Below are 14,484 nucleotides of genomic sequence, written 5' to 3'. Positions count from 1 at the left end.
ATTCTTTCTTGCACCAAAGTAACCTCTGGTCAATTTCAAAATTTTCTTTCTTCTTGCTTTTGAAGCAACATGATTTACTGATCTTGGCATAGTTTTACTGTTTTTGAATGTTAGCGCCGCTACTTCACGCAGCGAACTTCAAGCTAATGCATTCGGTTAATACTTTAATAATACTTTGTACGCTTTTGATTACTTCATTGCTAAGAGTTCCTTAACCTGGCTTACATTTGTTGTATCAACAGTTGTAGAGTAGCACAGATTTCTTTTTCTCTTTTTGGTTTTCTTAGTCAAAATGTGACTGTGAAAAGCGTGCTTTCTTTTGATTTTACCTGTTCCGGTAAGGGTAAACCTTTTTTTAGAACCGGAGTTAGTCTTCATCTTTGGCATCTTACTTGTTTTTAAATTATTAAATATATAATGGTAACGCACTATACCTGCGCGTTACGCACCTTTTCTTATTCCGCGTCCGTTTTCGGCATTTCCGCTTTCTGTGCAGGAGCAGCAGGTTTCGCAACAACAGGCTTTTTCGGAGCTTCTTTCTTTTTCGGTGAAAGCTGAATAGTCATACGCTTTCCTTCGAGTACCGGCATTTGATCTACTTTCGCATAATCTTCCAAGTCATTGGCAAAACGAAGTAGCAAAACTTCACCTTGTTCCTTAAAAAGAATAGAACGGCCCTTGAAGAACACGTATGCTTTTACCTTATCTCCGTCTTCCAAAAATCCCTTGGCATGCTTCAACTTGAAGTTATAATCATGGTCATCTGTCTGAGGTCCGAAACGGATTTCCTTTACATTGACCTTCACCTGCTTCGCTTTCTGTTCCTTCTGACGTTTCTTTAACTGATAAAGAAATTTAGAATAATCAATAACACGACAAACAGGGGGTTGAGCATTAGGAGAAATTTCCACTAAATCCAACTCTTTCTCTTCAGCCAGTTTCAAGGCCTGAAAGATAGGATATACTTTTGGTTCAATATCGTCGCCCACAATGCGGACTTCTTTGGCACGAATCTGTTCGTTGATTCTGTATTGCCCTTTTAGAGTGTCATTCTTCATTAAAAACGTTTACTTCCTAGTTTGATATTTATCATGAAACGGCTGCAAAGTTACCATTTATTTATCATATTCTGAACTTCTTCGTTCAAAATTTTAGCAAATTCTTCAAATTTCATGGTTCCCTTGTCACCTTCGCCCTGTCTACGAACAGAAACTTCTCCGTTTTCTGCTTCTTTTTCGCCTACAATCAGCATATAAGGGATGCGTTTCATCTCATTATCACGGATCTTACGCCCGATTTTCTCATTACGATCATCTACAATCGCGCGAATCTCGTGTGTTTTCAAATACATCTTTACCTGCTCTGCATAATCGTTGAACTTTTCACTAATCGGCAGAATAACTACCTGTTCAGGAGTCAGCCACAACGGGAACTTACCGGCAGTATGCTCAATCAATACAGCAACGAAACGTTCCATAGAGCCAAACGGAGCGCGATGAATCATAACCGGACGGTGCTTCTGGTTATCAGAACCCATATATTCCAGTTCGAAGCGTTCCGGCAAGTTATAATCTACCTGAATAGTCCCTAACTGCCAACGACGCCCAATCGCATCTTTTACCATAAAGTCGAGCTTAGGGCCATAGAAAGCAGCTTCACCATATTCAATCTTGGCAGGTAATCCTTTTTCTTCACAAGCTTCAATAATAGCTTGTTCCGCCTTCTCCCAATTATCATCGCTACCGATATATTTCTCACGGTTCACTTTATCACGCAGTGATATCTGAGCTTCAAAATTCTGGAAGTTCATAGAACGGAATACAATAGAGATAATATCCATCACACGGAGGAATTCATCTTTCACCTGGTCCGGACGGCAGAAAATATGCGCATCATCCTGTGTAAAACTACGCACACGAGTCAATCCATGCAACTCACCACTCTGCTCATAACGGCAAACAGTACCAAATTCAGCAATACGCAACGGAAGATCCTTGTAAGAGCGCGGGAAGTTCTTATAAATCTCGCAGTGATGCGGGCAGTTCATCGGTTTCAGGAAATATTCCTCACCTTCTTCCGGAGTATGGATAGGCTGGAATGCATCCTTACCATATTTAGCATAGTGGCCGGATGTCACATACAATAGCTTATTACCAATCGGTGGAGTTATTACTTCCTGATAGTCATAACGAGTCTGAATGCGACGTAAGAAATCTTGCAGACGTAAACGCAATGCAGTACCCTTCGGGAGCCACATCGGGAGCCCCTTACCTACCGTTTCAGAGAACATGAACAATTGCATTTCCTTACCAATCTTACGGTGGTCGCGTTTCTTGGCTTCTTCCAGTAATGCCAAATACTCATCCAGCATTTTCTTTTTCGGGAATGTGATGCCATAAATACGAGTCAGCATCTTACGGTCTTCATGTCCACGCCAATAAGCACCCGCTACCGAAGTCAACTTGATAGCCTTAATCGGAGCAGTCGTCATCAAGTGAGGGCCACGGCAAAGGTCAGTAAATGCACCTTGTGTATAAGTAGTGATATGACCGTCTTCCAATTCGGAAATCAATTCACATTTATATGTTTCGCCACGGTCGCCAAACATTTTCAAAGCATCCGTTTTTGCAATGCTTTTTCTAACAACCGCCTCTTTCTTTGCAGACAGTTCTAACATTTTAGCTTCAATAGCAGGAAGATCGCTTTCCTTAATCACCGCTTCTCCCGGATCCACATCATAGTAGAATCCATTTTCGATAGCCGGTCCGATACCGAACTGGATGCCCGGATAAAGTTCCTGTAATGCTTCGGCCAACAAGTGAGCACTTGTGTGCCAGAATGCATGTTTACCTTCTTCATCATCCCATTTATAAAGTACAAAATCAGCATCTTCATTAATAGGACGTCCTAAATCATAAGTCTCGCCGTTCACGCCACATGCCAGTACATCCTGTGCCAAGCGCGAGCTGATACTTTCAGCAATCTGTAAACCGTTTACTCCTTCGTTGTACTCACGAACAGAGCCATCGGGAAATGTTATTTTTATCATAATATGATTATGTTATATTTTCACAATTTGAACGCAAAAGTAACTAAATCTTTTGAGTTTTCTATTTTTTATCAAAAAAATGTTATTCCGTTTGATCTGTAAAACGTTTGATTACATTATAAGCGGAAACGATACCCAATTCTCCGGCTTTGCTCAAATCAGAAATACCCAGTTTATTATTACCCAAGAAGATATGAGTAAGTCCGCGGTTGAAATAAGCGTCAGCAAAATCAGGATTCAGTTCAATAGCCTTATTATAATCTGCAATAGCCGACCGATAATCCTTCAGCATGGCAGACACATTGGCACGATTATAATATGCATAAACAAAATCCGGAGCAAGATTAATCACCTTATCCAAATCTTTTCTTACCACCTCATAATCTACCGCAGTTATCTCTTTACGTGCATTATCACCAGGAACATCTGTATCGGCAGTTTGTTCAGCCTTCTGATATTCCAACTGCTTGCAACGGATAAGCGCACGCATAAAATATGCAGGGAAGAAATCACCGTCCAACAAGATTGTCTGTGTCAAATCGGAAACCGCACTTGAGAAATCCTGTACCAAATAAAAATCAATTGCACGGGCAAAACGTTTTGAAGCATTCTTCTCATCATCCACGATAGCTGATGTATGCGTATCAATCAAAGCAAAATGGAATTTCACTTGTTCTTCTGTCAACGGAGCTTCCATATTCGTAATACGAAGACGCTTTGGAAGTACACCCGAGCGATTCAGCTCTTCCACATATTTGTGGAAATTCACCGACCGTTTCACATCACTCATCTTCTCATAATAAGTCAAAGCGAACATAGGCTCCAGTGTAATATTCACATTCTTATCCTGCACACGTCCACGATAATCACTTGTATAGCGCTGTTCAGCTTCAGAATCATCAGCTATCACTATCTTCCGATAGTTATTCATATTCTTATCTGATTTCTTACGGGTTCTATCTTTATCATCCCCTTCACTGTCCTGATCCGGATTCTGGTTTTGGGCTACATCTTTATTCGTCACTCCGTTCTGTTTATCCAGTTGAGCCTTCAAGAGTTTAAATTCATCCTGTTCAGCACCCTTCCGGTCCCCTATTTTCTTTCGGGCTTCAGCACGCTGATAATATCCGGCAAGGAAATTCGGGTGTTGGTTGATAACAGTTGAATAATCCTGTATAGCTCCACGATAATCTCCCGTCTGTGCACGAAGCAGACCACGATTAAAGATTGCCATCATATTATCCGGCTCCATTTTTATAACAAAGTCGAAATCTTCAATAGCACGGTTATCATCTCCTACCCTTGCACGCAACAAACCACGGTTATAGTGCCCGATAAAATTATTCGGATCAATATCCAATGCCAAGTCATAATCGCTCATGGCTCCCCTCAGGTTATTCTGATGAAATCTGGCCAATGCGCGATTAATATAATTCCCGGCATTCTTAGCACTCAAATGAATAGCACGATCGAAATCAGATTCCGCTTCCCCGTATTTTGACTGTTGCAACTTGACGATCGCTCTTGCTGCCCATGCGTCCGGATCGTATTTATCCAGTTCAAGAGCTTTATTGAAATCATTCAATGCGGCAATAGTGTCTTTTTGCTGTAAAGAGACCTCTCCTCTCATCAGGTAAGCGCGAGTATAACGCGGAGATACTTTCAGCAAACTCTCCAAATCTTCTTTTGCCGAATCATAATCTTTCTTCTGAATATGTGATAATGTCAGATTATGCCACAAAGTAATGTTCTCCGGATCATAATGCAGCGCTTTCTGATAGTCTTCAATAGCACCGTCAAATTTACTCTGCCGGATTCTCGCCAGACCACGAATCTGATAAGCACCAACCACAAACGGATTACGTTGAATAGCCGCGTCACAATCCGCTTCCGCTCCCTGAAAATCTTCCAGATTCAGCTTGGCCAGTGCTCTGAAGAAATAAGGTTCATACAGATAAGGCTTAGCATTAATTACCTGGTTAAAGTACTGGATAGAAAGTACATAGTCCTCAAAATAAAGAGCGTTCCGGGCTATGGTCATCACCCGGTCCGTATTTATCTGAGCACACACCAATGTGGGGAACAGCATTAAAACTGTTAGTATTTTTTTAATCATCGACATTTTCTACTTGTAAACGAAGCAAAAATAATGCTTTTCGCTTACTTAACAGGGATATAAACGTTTTTTATCTTTATTTCACCTGTTTCATCTTATAGGAACTACGTGCTTTCCCTTTCAACATCGTATTCAATTTGCCTTTTATCATTTGTTTACGAAGTGCAGAGATATGGTCGATAAACATTTTACCGTCCAAATGGTCGAATTCATGTTGCATCACACGTGCCAGATAACCTTCCACTTCTTCTTCATGCTCCACAAAATCCTCGTCCATATATTTCACACGAATTTTATTTCCTCTTTTCACGGTCTCATGAATACCGGGAAGACTCAGGCAGCCTTCTTCCATACTCACTTCCTCACCTCCTATTTCCAAAATATGAGGATTAATATAAGCTTTATTAAAACCTTTAAATTCCGGATAATCTTCTGAAAGCGGGTCCAATGTAATCGTAACCACACGAATGGGTAAACCGATCTGCGGAGCAGCCAATCCTACGCCATCGGCATGCACCATTGTTTCAAACATGTTCGCTATCAATTCTTTCAGATTCGGATAATCCGGGGTAATGTCCTCTGCCACCTTTCTCAATACAGGCTGGCCATATACATAAATAGGTAAAATCATATTTTTATACTCTACTAAAAATTAAGTTATTCTATGTTCTTCTACTAAAAACGTTTACTCTCCAAATATGTTTGCAAAATAATAGTCGCACTTATTTCATCCACCAACGCTTTATTCTGGCGATCTTTTTTCTTCAGCCCTGCTTCCTGCATTGTGCGATGCGCCAGAACCGATGTAAAACGTTCATCCACATATTCAACCGGAATATCCGGGAAGCGTTTTTTCAATGAACGAACAAAGGGTTCTATGTTTTTCATATTTTCCGAAACCTCATTGTTCATTTGCCTGGGTAAACCGACAATGATCCGTTCTACCGGCTCTTTTGCGATATAATCACCGATAAAATTCAGAAGTTCATGCGTCGGCACTGTTGTCAGGCCATTGGCAATCAACTGCATCGTATCGCTGACAGCTATCCCCGTACGCTTTCTTCCATAATCTATTGCTACTATCCTGCTCATGGGGCACAAAAATACAAAAAAAGACGCTTCCTATGAAAGGAAACGTCTCTTTTATTCTATTATTTAGATGTATATTATTCTTCAACAATAGCTACACGGCTCAGTTTAGCGTCATCATAGAACATATTACCTACGCCACCCTTGTAGTCAACCTTCAACTGAGAAGCAGGAACTCCGAATTCGTTAACCATCAGGTCGCGAACAGCTTCAGCTCTCTTCTTACTCAACTTCATGTTGTATTCAGCAGAACCAGTACCCTTGTCAGCATATCCTGTTACAGTAAATGTCTTGTCAGGATTAGCCTTGATACCCTTAGCCATAGCTTCGATATTCATGTATTCTCTCTTGCTGATATTGCTCTTTCCGATGTTGAATACAACAACAAGACGTGGAACAAATCCGCCTTCTTTCTTAACGATAACTTCCGGTTTCTTGTTACGTGCTTCAACCAAGTCACGTTTCAGAGATTCATTTTCACCTTTCAAAGCATTTACTCTGTCTCTCATGTCATTCAACTGACTTTCCGGAACCATTGGTACAGTAGGAACAGCATTCCAGCCGCGTTTCTTGAACTTATAAGTAACACCTACTGTCACGCCGCCCATTCCTTCTTTGCTAGCGCCACCAAATGCATTTTTCATCAAAAGGCCACGCAATTCTACATTAAGGTCTAAAGCAGGAGACAAGCGGAAACGGTTGATCAAACCGGCATTTATACCCAAATTCTTCTCACGAGGTTCTGACCATGACACAGCCAAACCAGCTCCTACATAAGGAATAAATGAATAAATACGATCTTCATTGTATCCGCACAACATGTTAGAAAGGTTGAACAGAACATCACCATGGAAATTAGCCATATTCCATTTCTGTTTGTAATATCCGTTAGAATATGTACCACCTTTTGCATACATAGCGTCAGCAGAAGGAGCTGCTCCCTTAGCTTGAAGACCATTGTATGCAAGACGCAATCCGATTCCCGGAGTAAACCACTTACCTACGGCAATATCAAGTGCCGGAGCAAGACGTTTTCCGAAATCAGCTTTACCGTCATTGTCGCCAAAATACATTTGTGCGCCAATACCACCACTAATAAACCAGTTAGCACCGAAGCGATTTGTTTCTACGGTATAGCTCTTCGCTGCATTTTCTTTTTCCTGAGCAGGCAGACATACAGAAGCCGCTGCCAATAAAATAAACAATAAACCCTTTTTCATCTCAATTTATTTTAGTAAATAATATATTTCTATATTTTGTCTTACAGGAAATCAACCGACTCCCAAACGTCTCATGCCTGACAAAGAGACAATAAGCAACTTCCTTTTCTTGAAATTTAATGCAAATATAGATATTTAATATAACACAAGCAAAAAAACGCGTAAAAAATCATTCCCACACAAAAAAATAAGGAATGATAAAAGTGTTATATAACTCCGAAAGAAGACGAAAGGCATTTATTACCAAAGAATTAAAACAAAAAAAATAGCCGGCGATAATTGCATCACCAGCTATTTTATTTCTTTAATATTATATCTAATAAACCAGTTTCACATTATCAACCCATAATGAATTACCCGGCGAACCGATATAAGCTCCTCCATGACTGGACGTAAACTGTATATATATATGTGTAGGCACATCATCTTCATTTCCCCAGGCAACTTCATGAATAGGAACGCTTTCCCCTTTACTGTTTACCGTATAGTTTTCGGTAACTTGTAATCGCATCATATGCGCTTTATATTCAGGGCGCCCTGTAATATCACCATACATAATCTCATACGAAGCATTATTTTTCCAGTCGGTAGAATGATAATAATAAGTCACCATAGTCCCTATCCGTTTGGCATAAACATTTCCGTTCGCATCTTCCCAACGTTTTTGCAAAAACAGAATAGCTGCCGGATAATCTTTTCCGGGCACATCCGTAATCTTACTGAAACCGGTAGCACGGATACGATTCTCCCTGTCCGACATCTTCACTTTATAATCAAATTGAAGTGCCACCGGTTTTTTAGTAAACGGCACGCCACATTGCAACATCTTCTGCGGATTCTTAGTACCCTTAATAGGTTCATGCACCGTCCCTGTAAAAATAGAACCTGCCGCCAACACAGTGATATTAACAAGCCCCAACACTTTCACACTTTCCATGCGTGTATCCAGACGTGCACAATACCCTTCTCCCCTTTTTTCCGGGAAAACAGACGTATTTGTTTTTGTAATTCCCGCTACCTTTGCCATTACATTCGAAGTACCCCACGGTGAACCACCCATGTTTTTATAAACCTGATCTCCTTGAATTACAGCCGTCGGTGCAATCTCATACACATTCTTCGTATTTCCTCCGATAATTCCCGATTCCTTTATCTGCCGGTCTACCCATTGGTCCATATCTCCAAAAGGAAACATTTCCACTTTATGCTGTGCCAGCAAAGACAAGGAAGAAATAAATGCGACAAAAGTTGTCACCACCAGGCGATGAACGATTTTCTGAATCATTAATACCTTTCCTTTCTTTTATAAATTATAATCCCATTGTTTCAAAGCAAAACCCCAGTTTTCTTCTACCAATCGAATTGTCCGGTCATCATATTTATATTTATTCTTTTTATATCCTTTCTTACCGCCGACATATTTTTCAATATCTCCACGCGCTTCGGCAAATCCGGGAATAGAGAGTGACTTATAAATATCCTCCGTCATTCCCATTGCATCGGCTTCGAAATCCTCAAACTTCACTTCCCTCAGATTACCCTCAGGAATAAACTGCTTGTCCGATTCATATTTATGATAGAGTTTCGCATAGATAGAAAGGATATTTTCCTCTAATTGTTCATTTCCGATATCCTGCAATTTTAACGGTTGGATCGTATTTGTAAAGAAACTGCGTGTAGATTCAAATACCGTATACGGATTGCGCATCAGATAAATAAACTTGGCATTCGGGAACATTTTCACCAGTTCCCTCACTCTACCGGTATGAGGCGGATTCTTGCTAAGGAATTGCGTGCCATGAGTATTCCACAAAGAAATCTTTATCAGCTTCGTAAATACTTCTTCAAACACCTTCAACTCCGCATCCGAGATATTGTCAAACAACAGATACTTGTCAGCATATTCCTGTTGATATTTCGGCAAGAACCAAAAATTATAATAAGTATAAGGCATCATGTTTGCCAGTGCAAATTCTTCTTCCTGCGGCAGGTCTACTGCCAGCTCCATGTTGTCCGTCGGACGTTTATCCGGCATCAGCCAACTCATATTCTTCTTGAAGAAAGGCTGTCCCCACATCATCAAATGAGGAAACACGGTCTGATAGGTCGTATTATAGCCAAAATGCTTATCACAGGAGAATACATTGTGCACAAAAGTAGTTCCGCTCCGCCAGTGCCCCAAAATAAACACCGGATCATGCTCCAGCGGTTGATTCGCCAACAACTTCTCATAACGTTTGTCCTGCAATGAGGCCAATGGAGAAAGCAATCGGCATACAGCCTTTGTCAATCGGTACTTACCCTTATAGGCTGCATCAATTTCACGACCGGCAGTAATTGCTTTAAAAGTTTTCCAGTCGGCACCTACCAATGTATTGATCGGAAGTTTATTAAATTCGAGTAATCCCATACTTTCTTATTTTATTATTTTCACGGCAAAACCCTGGCGTTCCAGTTCTTTCACCGCCTTTTCTACTGCTTCATAATGTTCGGGGGCGATTCCCAACTTCGACAGATCCAATACAGGAATATCATCCGTATTGCTCATATCCTTCATTTCCACCCGATCGATAATCATACCTACCGCAGAAGTATTGTTGGTAATCGGGTCGATCAGGATAAATGAGCCACATGATTTATTCTTCTTATAAGGATCAAAGAACAACTCTTTCGCGGTTGTCAGCACCACGCAGGCAATCTGATTCAATTGCAAAGGCAGAGTCTCTTTTGTCAACTGTCCATTGTCCGGCGACAGATGTTCCATTGTGTTCACATCCACCTTATACTTAATCGTATCAATGCGCGTACGACTCAGATTTGTTGTCTGTTTGATAAAGAACGATTTATTTATATCCATTGGCTCCTCATCCATCCATACCAACATTGCTTCAAAGTTACGGTCAACAATCGGCAAGTTATCGGGATGTACCAGCATTTCACCACGGGATACATCAATTTCATCTTCCAGTGTCAGTGTAACCGACTGTGGAGGGAAAGCATAGTCCAACTCACCGTCATAAGTCACGATACTCTTCACTTTGGACGTCTTTCCTGAAGGCAACGCCATTACCGTATCCCCCTTACGAACAATACCCGAAGCCACCTTACCACAAAAACCTCTAAAATCCAAATTCGGACGCAGCACATACTGCACCGGGAAACGAAAATCCTCCAAATTATGGTCATTGTCAATATGAACAGTTTCAAGGAAATCAAGTAAAGAAGTCCCCTTGTACCACGGAGTACGCTCCGACTTATCCACTACATTATCACCGTCCAATGCGGAAAGCGGAATACAGTTTACATCAGGGATTCCCAGTGGAGATACAAATTTCTTATACTCCGCAACAATCTCATTGAAACGCTCTTCCGAAAAATCCACCAAGTCCATTTTATTGACCGCCAATACCACATGTTTGATACCCAGTAAAGACACCAGGAAAGTATGGCGGCGAGTCTGTGTAATCACTCCTGTGCGTGCATCCACCAGAATAATTGCCAGATTTGCCGTAGAGCCACCGGTAATCATATTACGGGTGTACTGCTCATGTCCCGGAGTGTCCGCAATGATAAATTTACGTCCATTGGTGGAGAAGTAGCGATAAGCCACATCAATTGTAATACCTTGTTCGCGTTCAGCCTTCAATCCATCGAGCAGCAATGCATAGTCGATATGCTCACCTGCATTTCCTACACGTTTACTGTCGCGTTCCAGTGCATCCAACTGGTCCTCATACAATTTCTTGCTGTCAAACAGCAAGCGACCGATCAATGTCGATTTTCCATCATCCACCGAACCGGCTGTCAACAGCCTCAGCAAGTCTTTCTGTTCATCTTTGTCCAGAAAAGCCTTTATATCTAATTTATTATCTGCCATCACTAATTACAATTAAAAGTATCCTTCACGTTTCTTCTGTTCCATACTCGCGTCCTGATCAAAGTCAATCACACGAGTCGTCCGTTCACTCTTGGTAGTAGTCATCATCTCCTCCACGATTTCTTCAATCGTAGCGGCACCACTTTCCACAGCACCCGTCAGCGGCCAACAACCTAATGTACGGAAGCGAACCATCTTCATTTCAATCCGGTCGCGATATTTTTCCGGCAGACGATCATCATCCGCCATTATCAGGTTGCCATCCATTTGCACCACCGGACGTTCTTTCGCATAATATAACGGAACAATCGGAATATTCTCCAAACGGATATACTGCCATATATCCAATTCCGTCCAGTTACTCAACGGGAACACACGGATACTTTCTCCTTTATGTACGCGGGCATTATAAATATCCCACAATTCCGGACGTTGATTTTTCGGGTCCCACTGGTGAAACTTATCCCGGAAAGAGAAGATACGTTCTTTCGCACGCGATTTTTCCTCATCACGGCGTGCACCGCCAAAAGCAGCGTCAAACTTATACTTATCCAGTGCATGAAGCAACGCCTGTGTTTTCATCAAGTCCGTATGCACTTTACTTCCATGTGTAAAAGGTCCTACCCCTGCATGAAAAGCCTCCATATTACTTTCTACGATCAGGTTCCATCCATATTTCTTCGCATACTCATCACGGAACTGAATCATCTCCTTGAATTTCCATTTCGAATCAATATGCATCAACGGGAATGGTACTTTACCCGGATAAAACGCTTTTTCAGCCAAGCGTACCATTACAGAAGAATCCTTTCCAATACTATAAAGCATCACCGGATTCTCAAATTCCGCCGCCACTTCGCGGATGATATGAATAGACTCGGCTTCGAGTTCTTTCAAGTGGCTTAATTTATATTCTTCCATTACTAAAATAATGATTTTATTCTTCTACTAAACACTTCTTTTTACTTTGGGCAAAACCAGCTCCAACAAGCAATTCACCGATTCTTCCAGTGTCAGTTTGGAAGTATCCAATGACAATGCCGGATGTTCGGGAACCTCAAACGGTGCAGAAATTCCGGTAAAATTCCGAATTTCCCCCTTACGTGCCTTGGCATAAAGCCCTTTCACATCTCGTTTCTCGCACTCCTCCAACGGGGTACTCACAAAAATCTCCAGAAAGTCATCCTTACCGATAATATTTGTAGCCATTTCCCGGATATCGTTATTAGGACTGATGAATGCCGCAATTGTAATAATGCCACTATCCAAAAAGAGCTTTGAGACCTCAGCTATGCGACGGATATTCTCCACCCGGTCAGTTTCGGAAAATCCGAGGTTATTATTGATACCACTACGAATATTATCCCCGTCAAGGATACGGCAAAGCAATCCTCGCTTATGAAGTTCACGCTCCAGTGCGATAGCAATCGTACTTTTGCCCGATCCGCTCAATCCGGTAAACCAGATCATCACACTATGTTGCCCCAAAAGTTCCTCTTTGTCCTGCCGTGTCATCATGCGGTCAAATATAGGATATATATGATTCTTTTCTTCCATTTATAAATTCGTTTTATTAAAAGTTCCAGATCATCGGAATCAGAATAACAGAGATTATAAAGGTTATGATATTGAGCGGCAAACCGATACGAACAAAGTCCATAAATTTATAGTTGCCGATACCTTGCACAATCAGATTAGTCTGATAACCGATAGGTGTAGAGAAACTGGCTGAAGCAGCCATACAGATCACAACAAAGAAAGGCGTCGGACTGACTCCCAACTGCGCTGCAATCGACAGGGCCAATGGGAATGCCAATGCTGCCGCCGCATTATTCGTAATCAACTCCGTAAACAGGTTCGTGATGATAAACAACATGGCAAGCAACACGTGCGGACCGTAATCATCGCTCAACCCGATAATGAACTTCGCAACACTATCAGCCACTCCCGAATTCACCATAGCCTTACTGATTGCAAATGCACAAGCAATCGTAATCAAGATATCCCACGAAATGTATTTTGTATATTTACGGGCAGGAAACAGGTTCGTCCACGCCATAACAATGGTGGTGATAGACACAAAAAAGAACATATCCAGTTTGATATCCGGAAACATCTCTTTTGTCACCGGCAATTCACCGATCGTAGCACCGACAATCATCAGCACCAATAAAATCAGAGCTAGCCAGCGTTTTTTCTTTCCTGCGGTATCAGGGTCATTTCCGTTTGTCAGCAACACAAACACAGAAGACTCCCCCCATGTAGGAATAAAGGTATCATCAGCCATTACAACAAGCGTATCTCCTTCACGTAGCACCACTTCATTCAGATTAGTTACGAACCGCTGTCCGCTACGTGTCTTGATCTCCTTTACTTCCGCTCCATAATGACGCTGGAAATTAAAATCACTCAACTTCTTATTGATACCGGGGAAACGTGCCCCTAACACCGCTTCCACCCGATGCAATTTCTCCCCCTCTTCCATTTCCTCATCCGGCACAGCCGTATCAGGACGAGCATCCGGCAAAAGTCGTTTGGAGAAAAGGAAAAGATAAACAATTCCGGCAACAGCAATAAAAATGCCGACCTTTCCCAGTTCAAACATGGAGAAACCTTCAAAACCGGCTTCTAAAATCATTCCGTGCACTACCAGATTGGTAGAAGTACCGATCAACGTACAAATACCACCAAGAATAGTCACATAAGAAAGAGGAATCAGGAATTTTGTTGCCGGGAGATTAACCGATTTCGCCCAATGTTTGATAATCGGGGCGAAGATAACCACAACAGGAGTATTATTCAGGAAAGCGGAAATGAAAGCCACCGAAGGTAAGATACGCAACTGTGCTTTAAACACCGACGTCTTGCCCTGTGGAAGCAATTTCTTTATCACTTGCCCTAATGTACCCGATTGGCGGATACCTTCACTTACCAGAAACAGTAGGGCAACGGTAATCATGCCCTTATTACTGAACCCTTCCAGCATTTCTTTCGGGGTCAGAATACCGGCACACAAAAACAAGACCACTACCGAAAAAAGTATCATGCCCGGACGCATTTTGTCAGCGACCAAAGCAGCTACCATTCCTAATAACGACAACAGTACAAATACAATTTCAAATGTCATATAAAC

Annotated in this window: 13 protein-coding genes and 1 pseudogene; all 14 read right to left on the bottom strand. The window is 41.6% G+C overall.

All coding sequences use genetic code 11. From position 1 onward, the window contains the following. Positions 1-90 (bottom strand): annotated as a pseudogene (locus BHV72_RS19350) (50S ribosomal protein L20); the annotation flags it as partial. 99 nt (positions 91-189) lie between these two features. Continuing rightward, entirely contained in the window at positions 190-387 is a 198-nt protein-coding gene (rpmI, locus tag BHV72_RS19345; protein WP_004326827.1) for a 50S ribosomal protein L35, read from the bottom strand. A 68-nt stretch (positions 388-455) separates the two neighbouring features. Next, a complete protein-coding gene (gene infC / locus BHV72_RS19340) occupies positions 456-1,058 on the bottom strand; it encodes a translation initiation factor IF-3 (RefSeq protein ID WP_005677896.1) in 603 nt (200 codons plus the stop codon). A gap of 50 nt (positions 1,059-1,108) precedes the next feature. Continuing rightward, positions 1,109-3,049 (bottom strand): threonine--tRNA ligase, encoded by a 1,941-nt coding sequence (gene thrS, locus BHV72_RS19335; RefSeq protein WP_005677895.1) that lies wholly within the window; start codon positions 3,047-3,049, stop codon positions 1,109-1,111. A gap of 82 nt (positions 3,050-3,131) precedes the next feature. Beyond that, the gene (locus BHV72_RS19330; protein WP_032837645.1) at positions 3,132-5,165 is read right to left on the bottom strand and encodes a tetratricopeptide repeat protein; all 2,034 of its coding nucleotides are present in this window, start codon (positions 5,163-5,165) and stop codon (positions 3,132-3,134) included. 76 nt (positions 5,166-5,241) lie between these two features. Beyond that, on the bottom strand, positions 5,242-5,796 hold the full coding sequence (def, locus tag BHV72_RS19325) for a peptide deformylase (protein WP_005677893.1): 555 nt from the start codon (positions 5,794-5,796) through the stop codon (positions 5,242-5,244). A 44-nt stretch (positions 5,797-5,840) separates the two neighbouring features. Continuing rightward, positions 5,841-6,257, bottom strand: coding sequence for a Holliday junction resolvase RuvX (gene ruvX, locus BHV72_RS19320; protein ID WP_005677892.1), 417 nt, complete (start codon positions 6,255-6,257; stop codon positions 5,841-5,843). Between the two features lie 74 nt (positions 6,258-6,331). Then, positions 6,332-7,474 (bottom strand): OmpA family protein, encoded by a 1,143-nt coding sequence (locus BHV72_RS19315; RefSeq protein WP_286857651.1) that lies wholly within the window; start codon positions 7,472-7,474, stop codon positions 6,332-6,334. A 316-nt stretch (positions 7,475-7,790) separates the two neighbouring features. Further along, positions 7,791-8,759: a PCMD domain-containing protein gene (locus BHV72_RS19310; RefSeq protein ID WP_005680643.1), complete on the bottom strand. Its 969-nt coding sequence runs from the start codon at positions 8,757-8,759 to the stop codon at positions 7,791-7,793. An 18-nt stretch (positions 8,760-8,777) separates the two neighbouring features. Continuing rightward, positions 8,778-9,884 (bottom strand): cholesterol-responsive sulfotransferase, encoded by a 1,107-nt coding sequence (locus tag BHV72_RS19305; protein ID WP_005680642.1) that lies wholly within the window; start codon positions 9,882-9,884, stop codon positions 8,778-8,780. Between the two features lie 6 nt (positions 9,885-9,890). After that, positions 9,891-11,351, bottom strand: coding sequence for a sulfate adenylyltransferase subunit CysN (cysN, locus tag BHV72_RS19300; RefSeq protein ID WP_005677887.1), 1,461 nt, complete (start codon positions 11,349-11,351; stop codon positions 9,891-9,893). 12 nt (positions 11,352-11,363) lie between these two features. Beyond that, on the bottom strand, positions 11,364-12,272 hold the full coding sequence (cysD, locus tag BHV72_RS19295) for a sulfate adenylyltransferase subunit CysD (RefSeq protein WP_005677885.1): 909 nt from the start codon (positions 12,270-12,272) through the stop codon (positions 11,364-11,366). Positions 12,273-12,299: 27 nt separating this feature from the next. Further along, complete coding sequence (gene cysC, locus BHV72_RS19290) at positions 12,300-12,908, bottom strand: adenylyl-sulfate kinase (RefSeq protein WP_286857643.1); 609 nt, start codon at positions 12,906-12,908, stop codon at positions 12,300-12,302. A 16-nt stretch (positions 12,909-12,924) separates the two neighbouring features. Continuing rightward, positions 12,925-14,478 (bottom strand): SLC13 family permease, encoded by a 1,554-nt coding sequence (locus BHV72_RS19285; protein ID WP_005677882.1) that lies wholly within the window; start codon positions 14,476-14,478, stop codon positions 12,925-12,927. Positions 14,479-14,484: the final 6 nt, after the last annotated feature.

Origin of the sequence: Bacteroides sp. 43_46 (genome assembly GCF_001915455.1) — a bacterium.
GTDB classification, from domain to species: domain Bacteria; phylum Bacteroidota; class Bacteroidia; order Bacteroidales; family Bacteroidaceae; genus Bacteroides; species Bacteroides caccae.
Note: the sequence above shows the minus strand (reverse complement) of the source record. Positions and strands in the feature narration are given on the sequence as shown.

Excerpts from the sequence above, each read along its gene's own strand:
- def (WP_005677893.1), bottom strand. The coding sequence starts at position 5,796 with ATGATTTTACCTATTTATGTATATGGCCAGCCTGTATTGAGAAAGGTG.
- BHV72_RS19310 (WP_005680643.1), bottom strand. The coding sequence starts at position 8,759 with ATGATTCAGAAAATCGTTCATCGCCTGGTGGTGACAACTTTTGTCGCA.
- BHV72_RS19330 (WP_032837645.1), bottom strand. The coding sequence starts at position 5,165 with ATGATTAAAAAAATACTAACAGTTTTAATGCTGTTCCCCACATTGGTG.
- cysD (WP_005677885.1), bottom strand. The coding sequence starts at position 12,272 with ATGGAAGAATATAAATTAAGCCACTTGAAAGAACTCGAAGCCGAGTCT.
- cysN (WP_005677887.1), bottom strand. The coding sequence starts at position 11,351 with ATGGCAGATAATAAATTAGATATAAAGGCTTTTCTGGACAAAGATGAA.
- BHV72_RS19315 (WP_286857651.1), bottom strand. The coding sequence starts at position 7,474 with ATGAAAAAGGGTTTATTGTTTATTTTATTGGCAGCGGCTTCTGTATGT.
- thrS (WP_005677895.1), bottom strand. The coding sequence starts at position 3,049 with ATGATAAAAATAACATTTCCCGATGGCTCTGTTCGTGAGTACAACGAA.
- rpmI (WP_004326827.1), bottom strand. The coding sequence starts at position 387 with ATGCCAAAGATGAAGACTAACTCCGGTTCTAAAAAAAGGTTTACCCTT.
- infC (WP_005677896.1), bottom strand. The coding sequence starts at position 1,058 with ATGAAGAATGACACTCTAAAAGGGCAATACAGAATCAACGAACAGATT.
- BHV72_RS19305 (WP_005680642.1), bottom strand. The coding sequence starts at position 9,884 with ATGGGATTACTCGAATTTAATAAACTTCCGATCAATACATTGGTAGGT.
- BHV72_RS19285 (WP_005677882.1), bottom strand. The coding sequence starts at position 14,478 with ATGACATTTGAAATTGTATTTGTACTGTTGTCGTTATTAGGAATGGTA.
- cysC (WP_286857643.1), bottom strand. The coding sequence starts at position 12,908 with ATGGAAGAAAAGAATCATATATATCCTATATTTGACCGCATGATGACA.
- ruvX (WP_005677892.1), bottom strand. The coding sequence starts at position 6,257 with ATGAGCAGGATAGTAGCAATAGATTATGGAAGAAAGCGTACGGGGATA.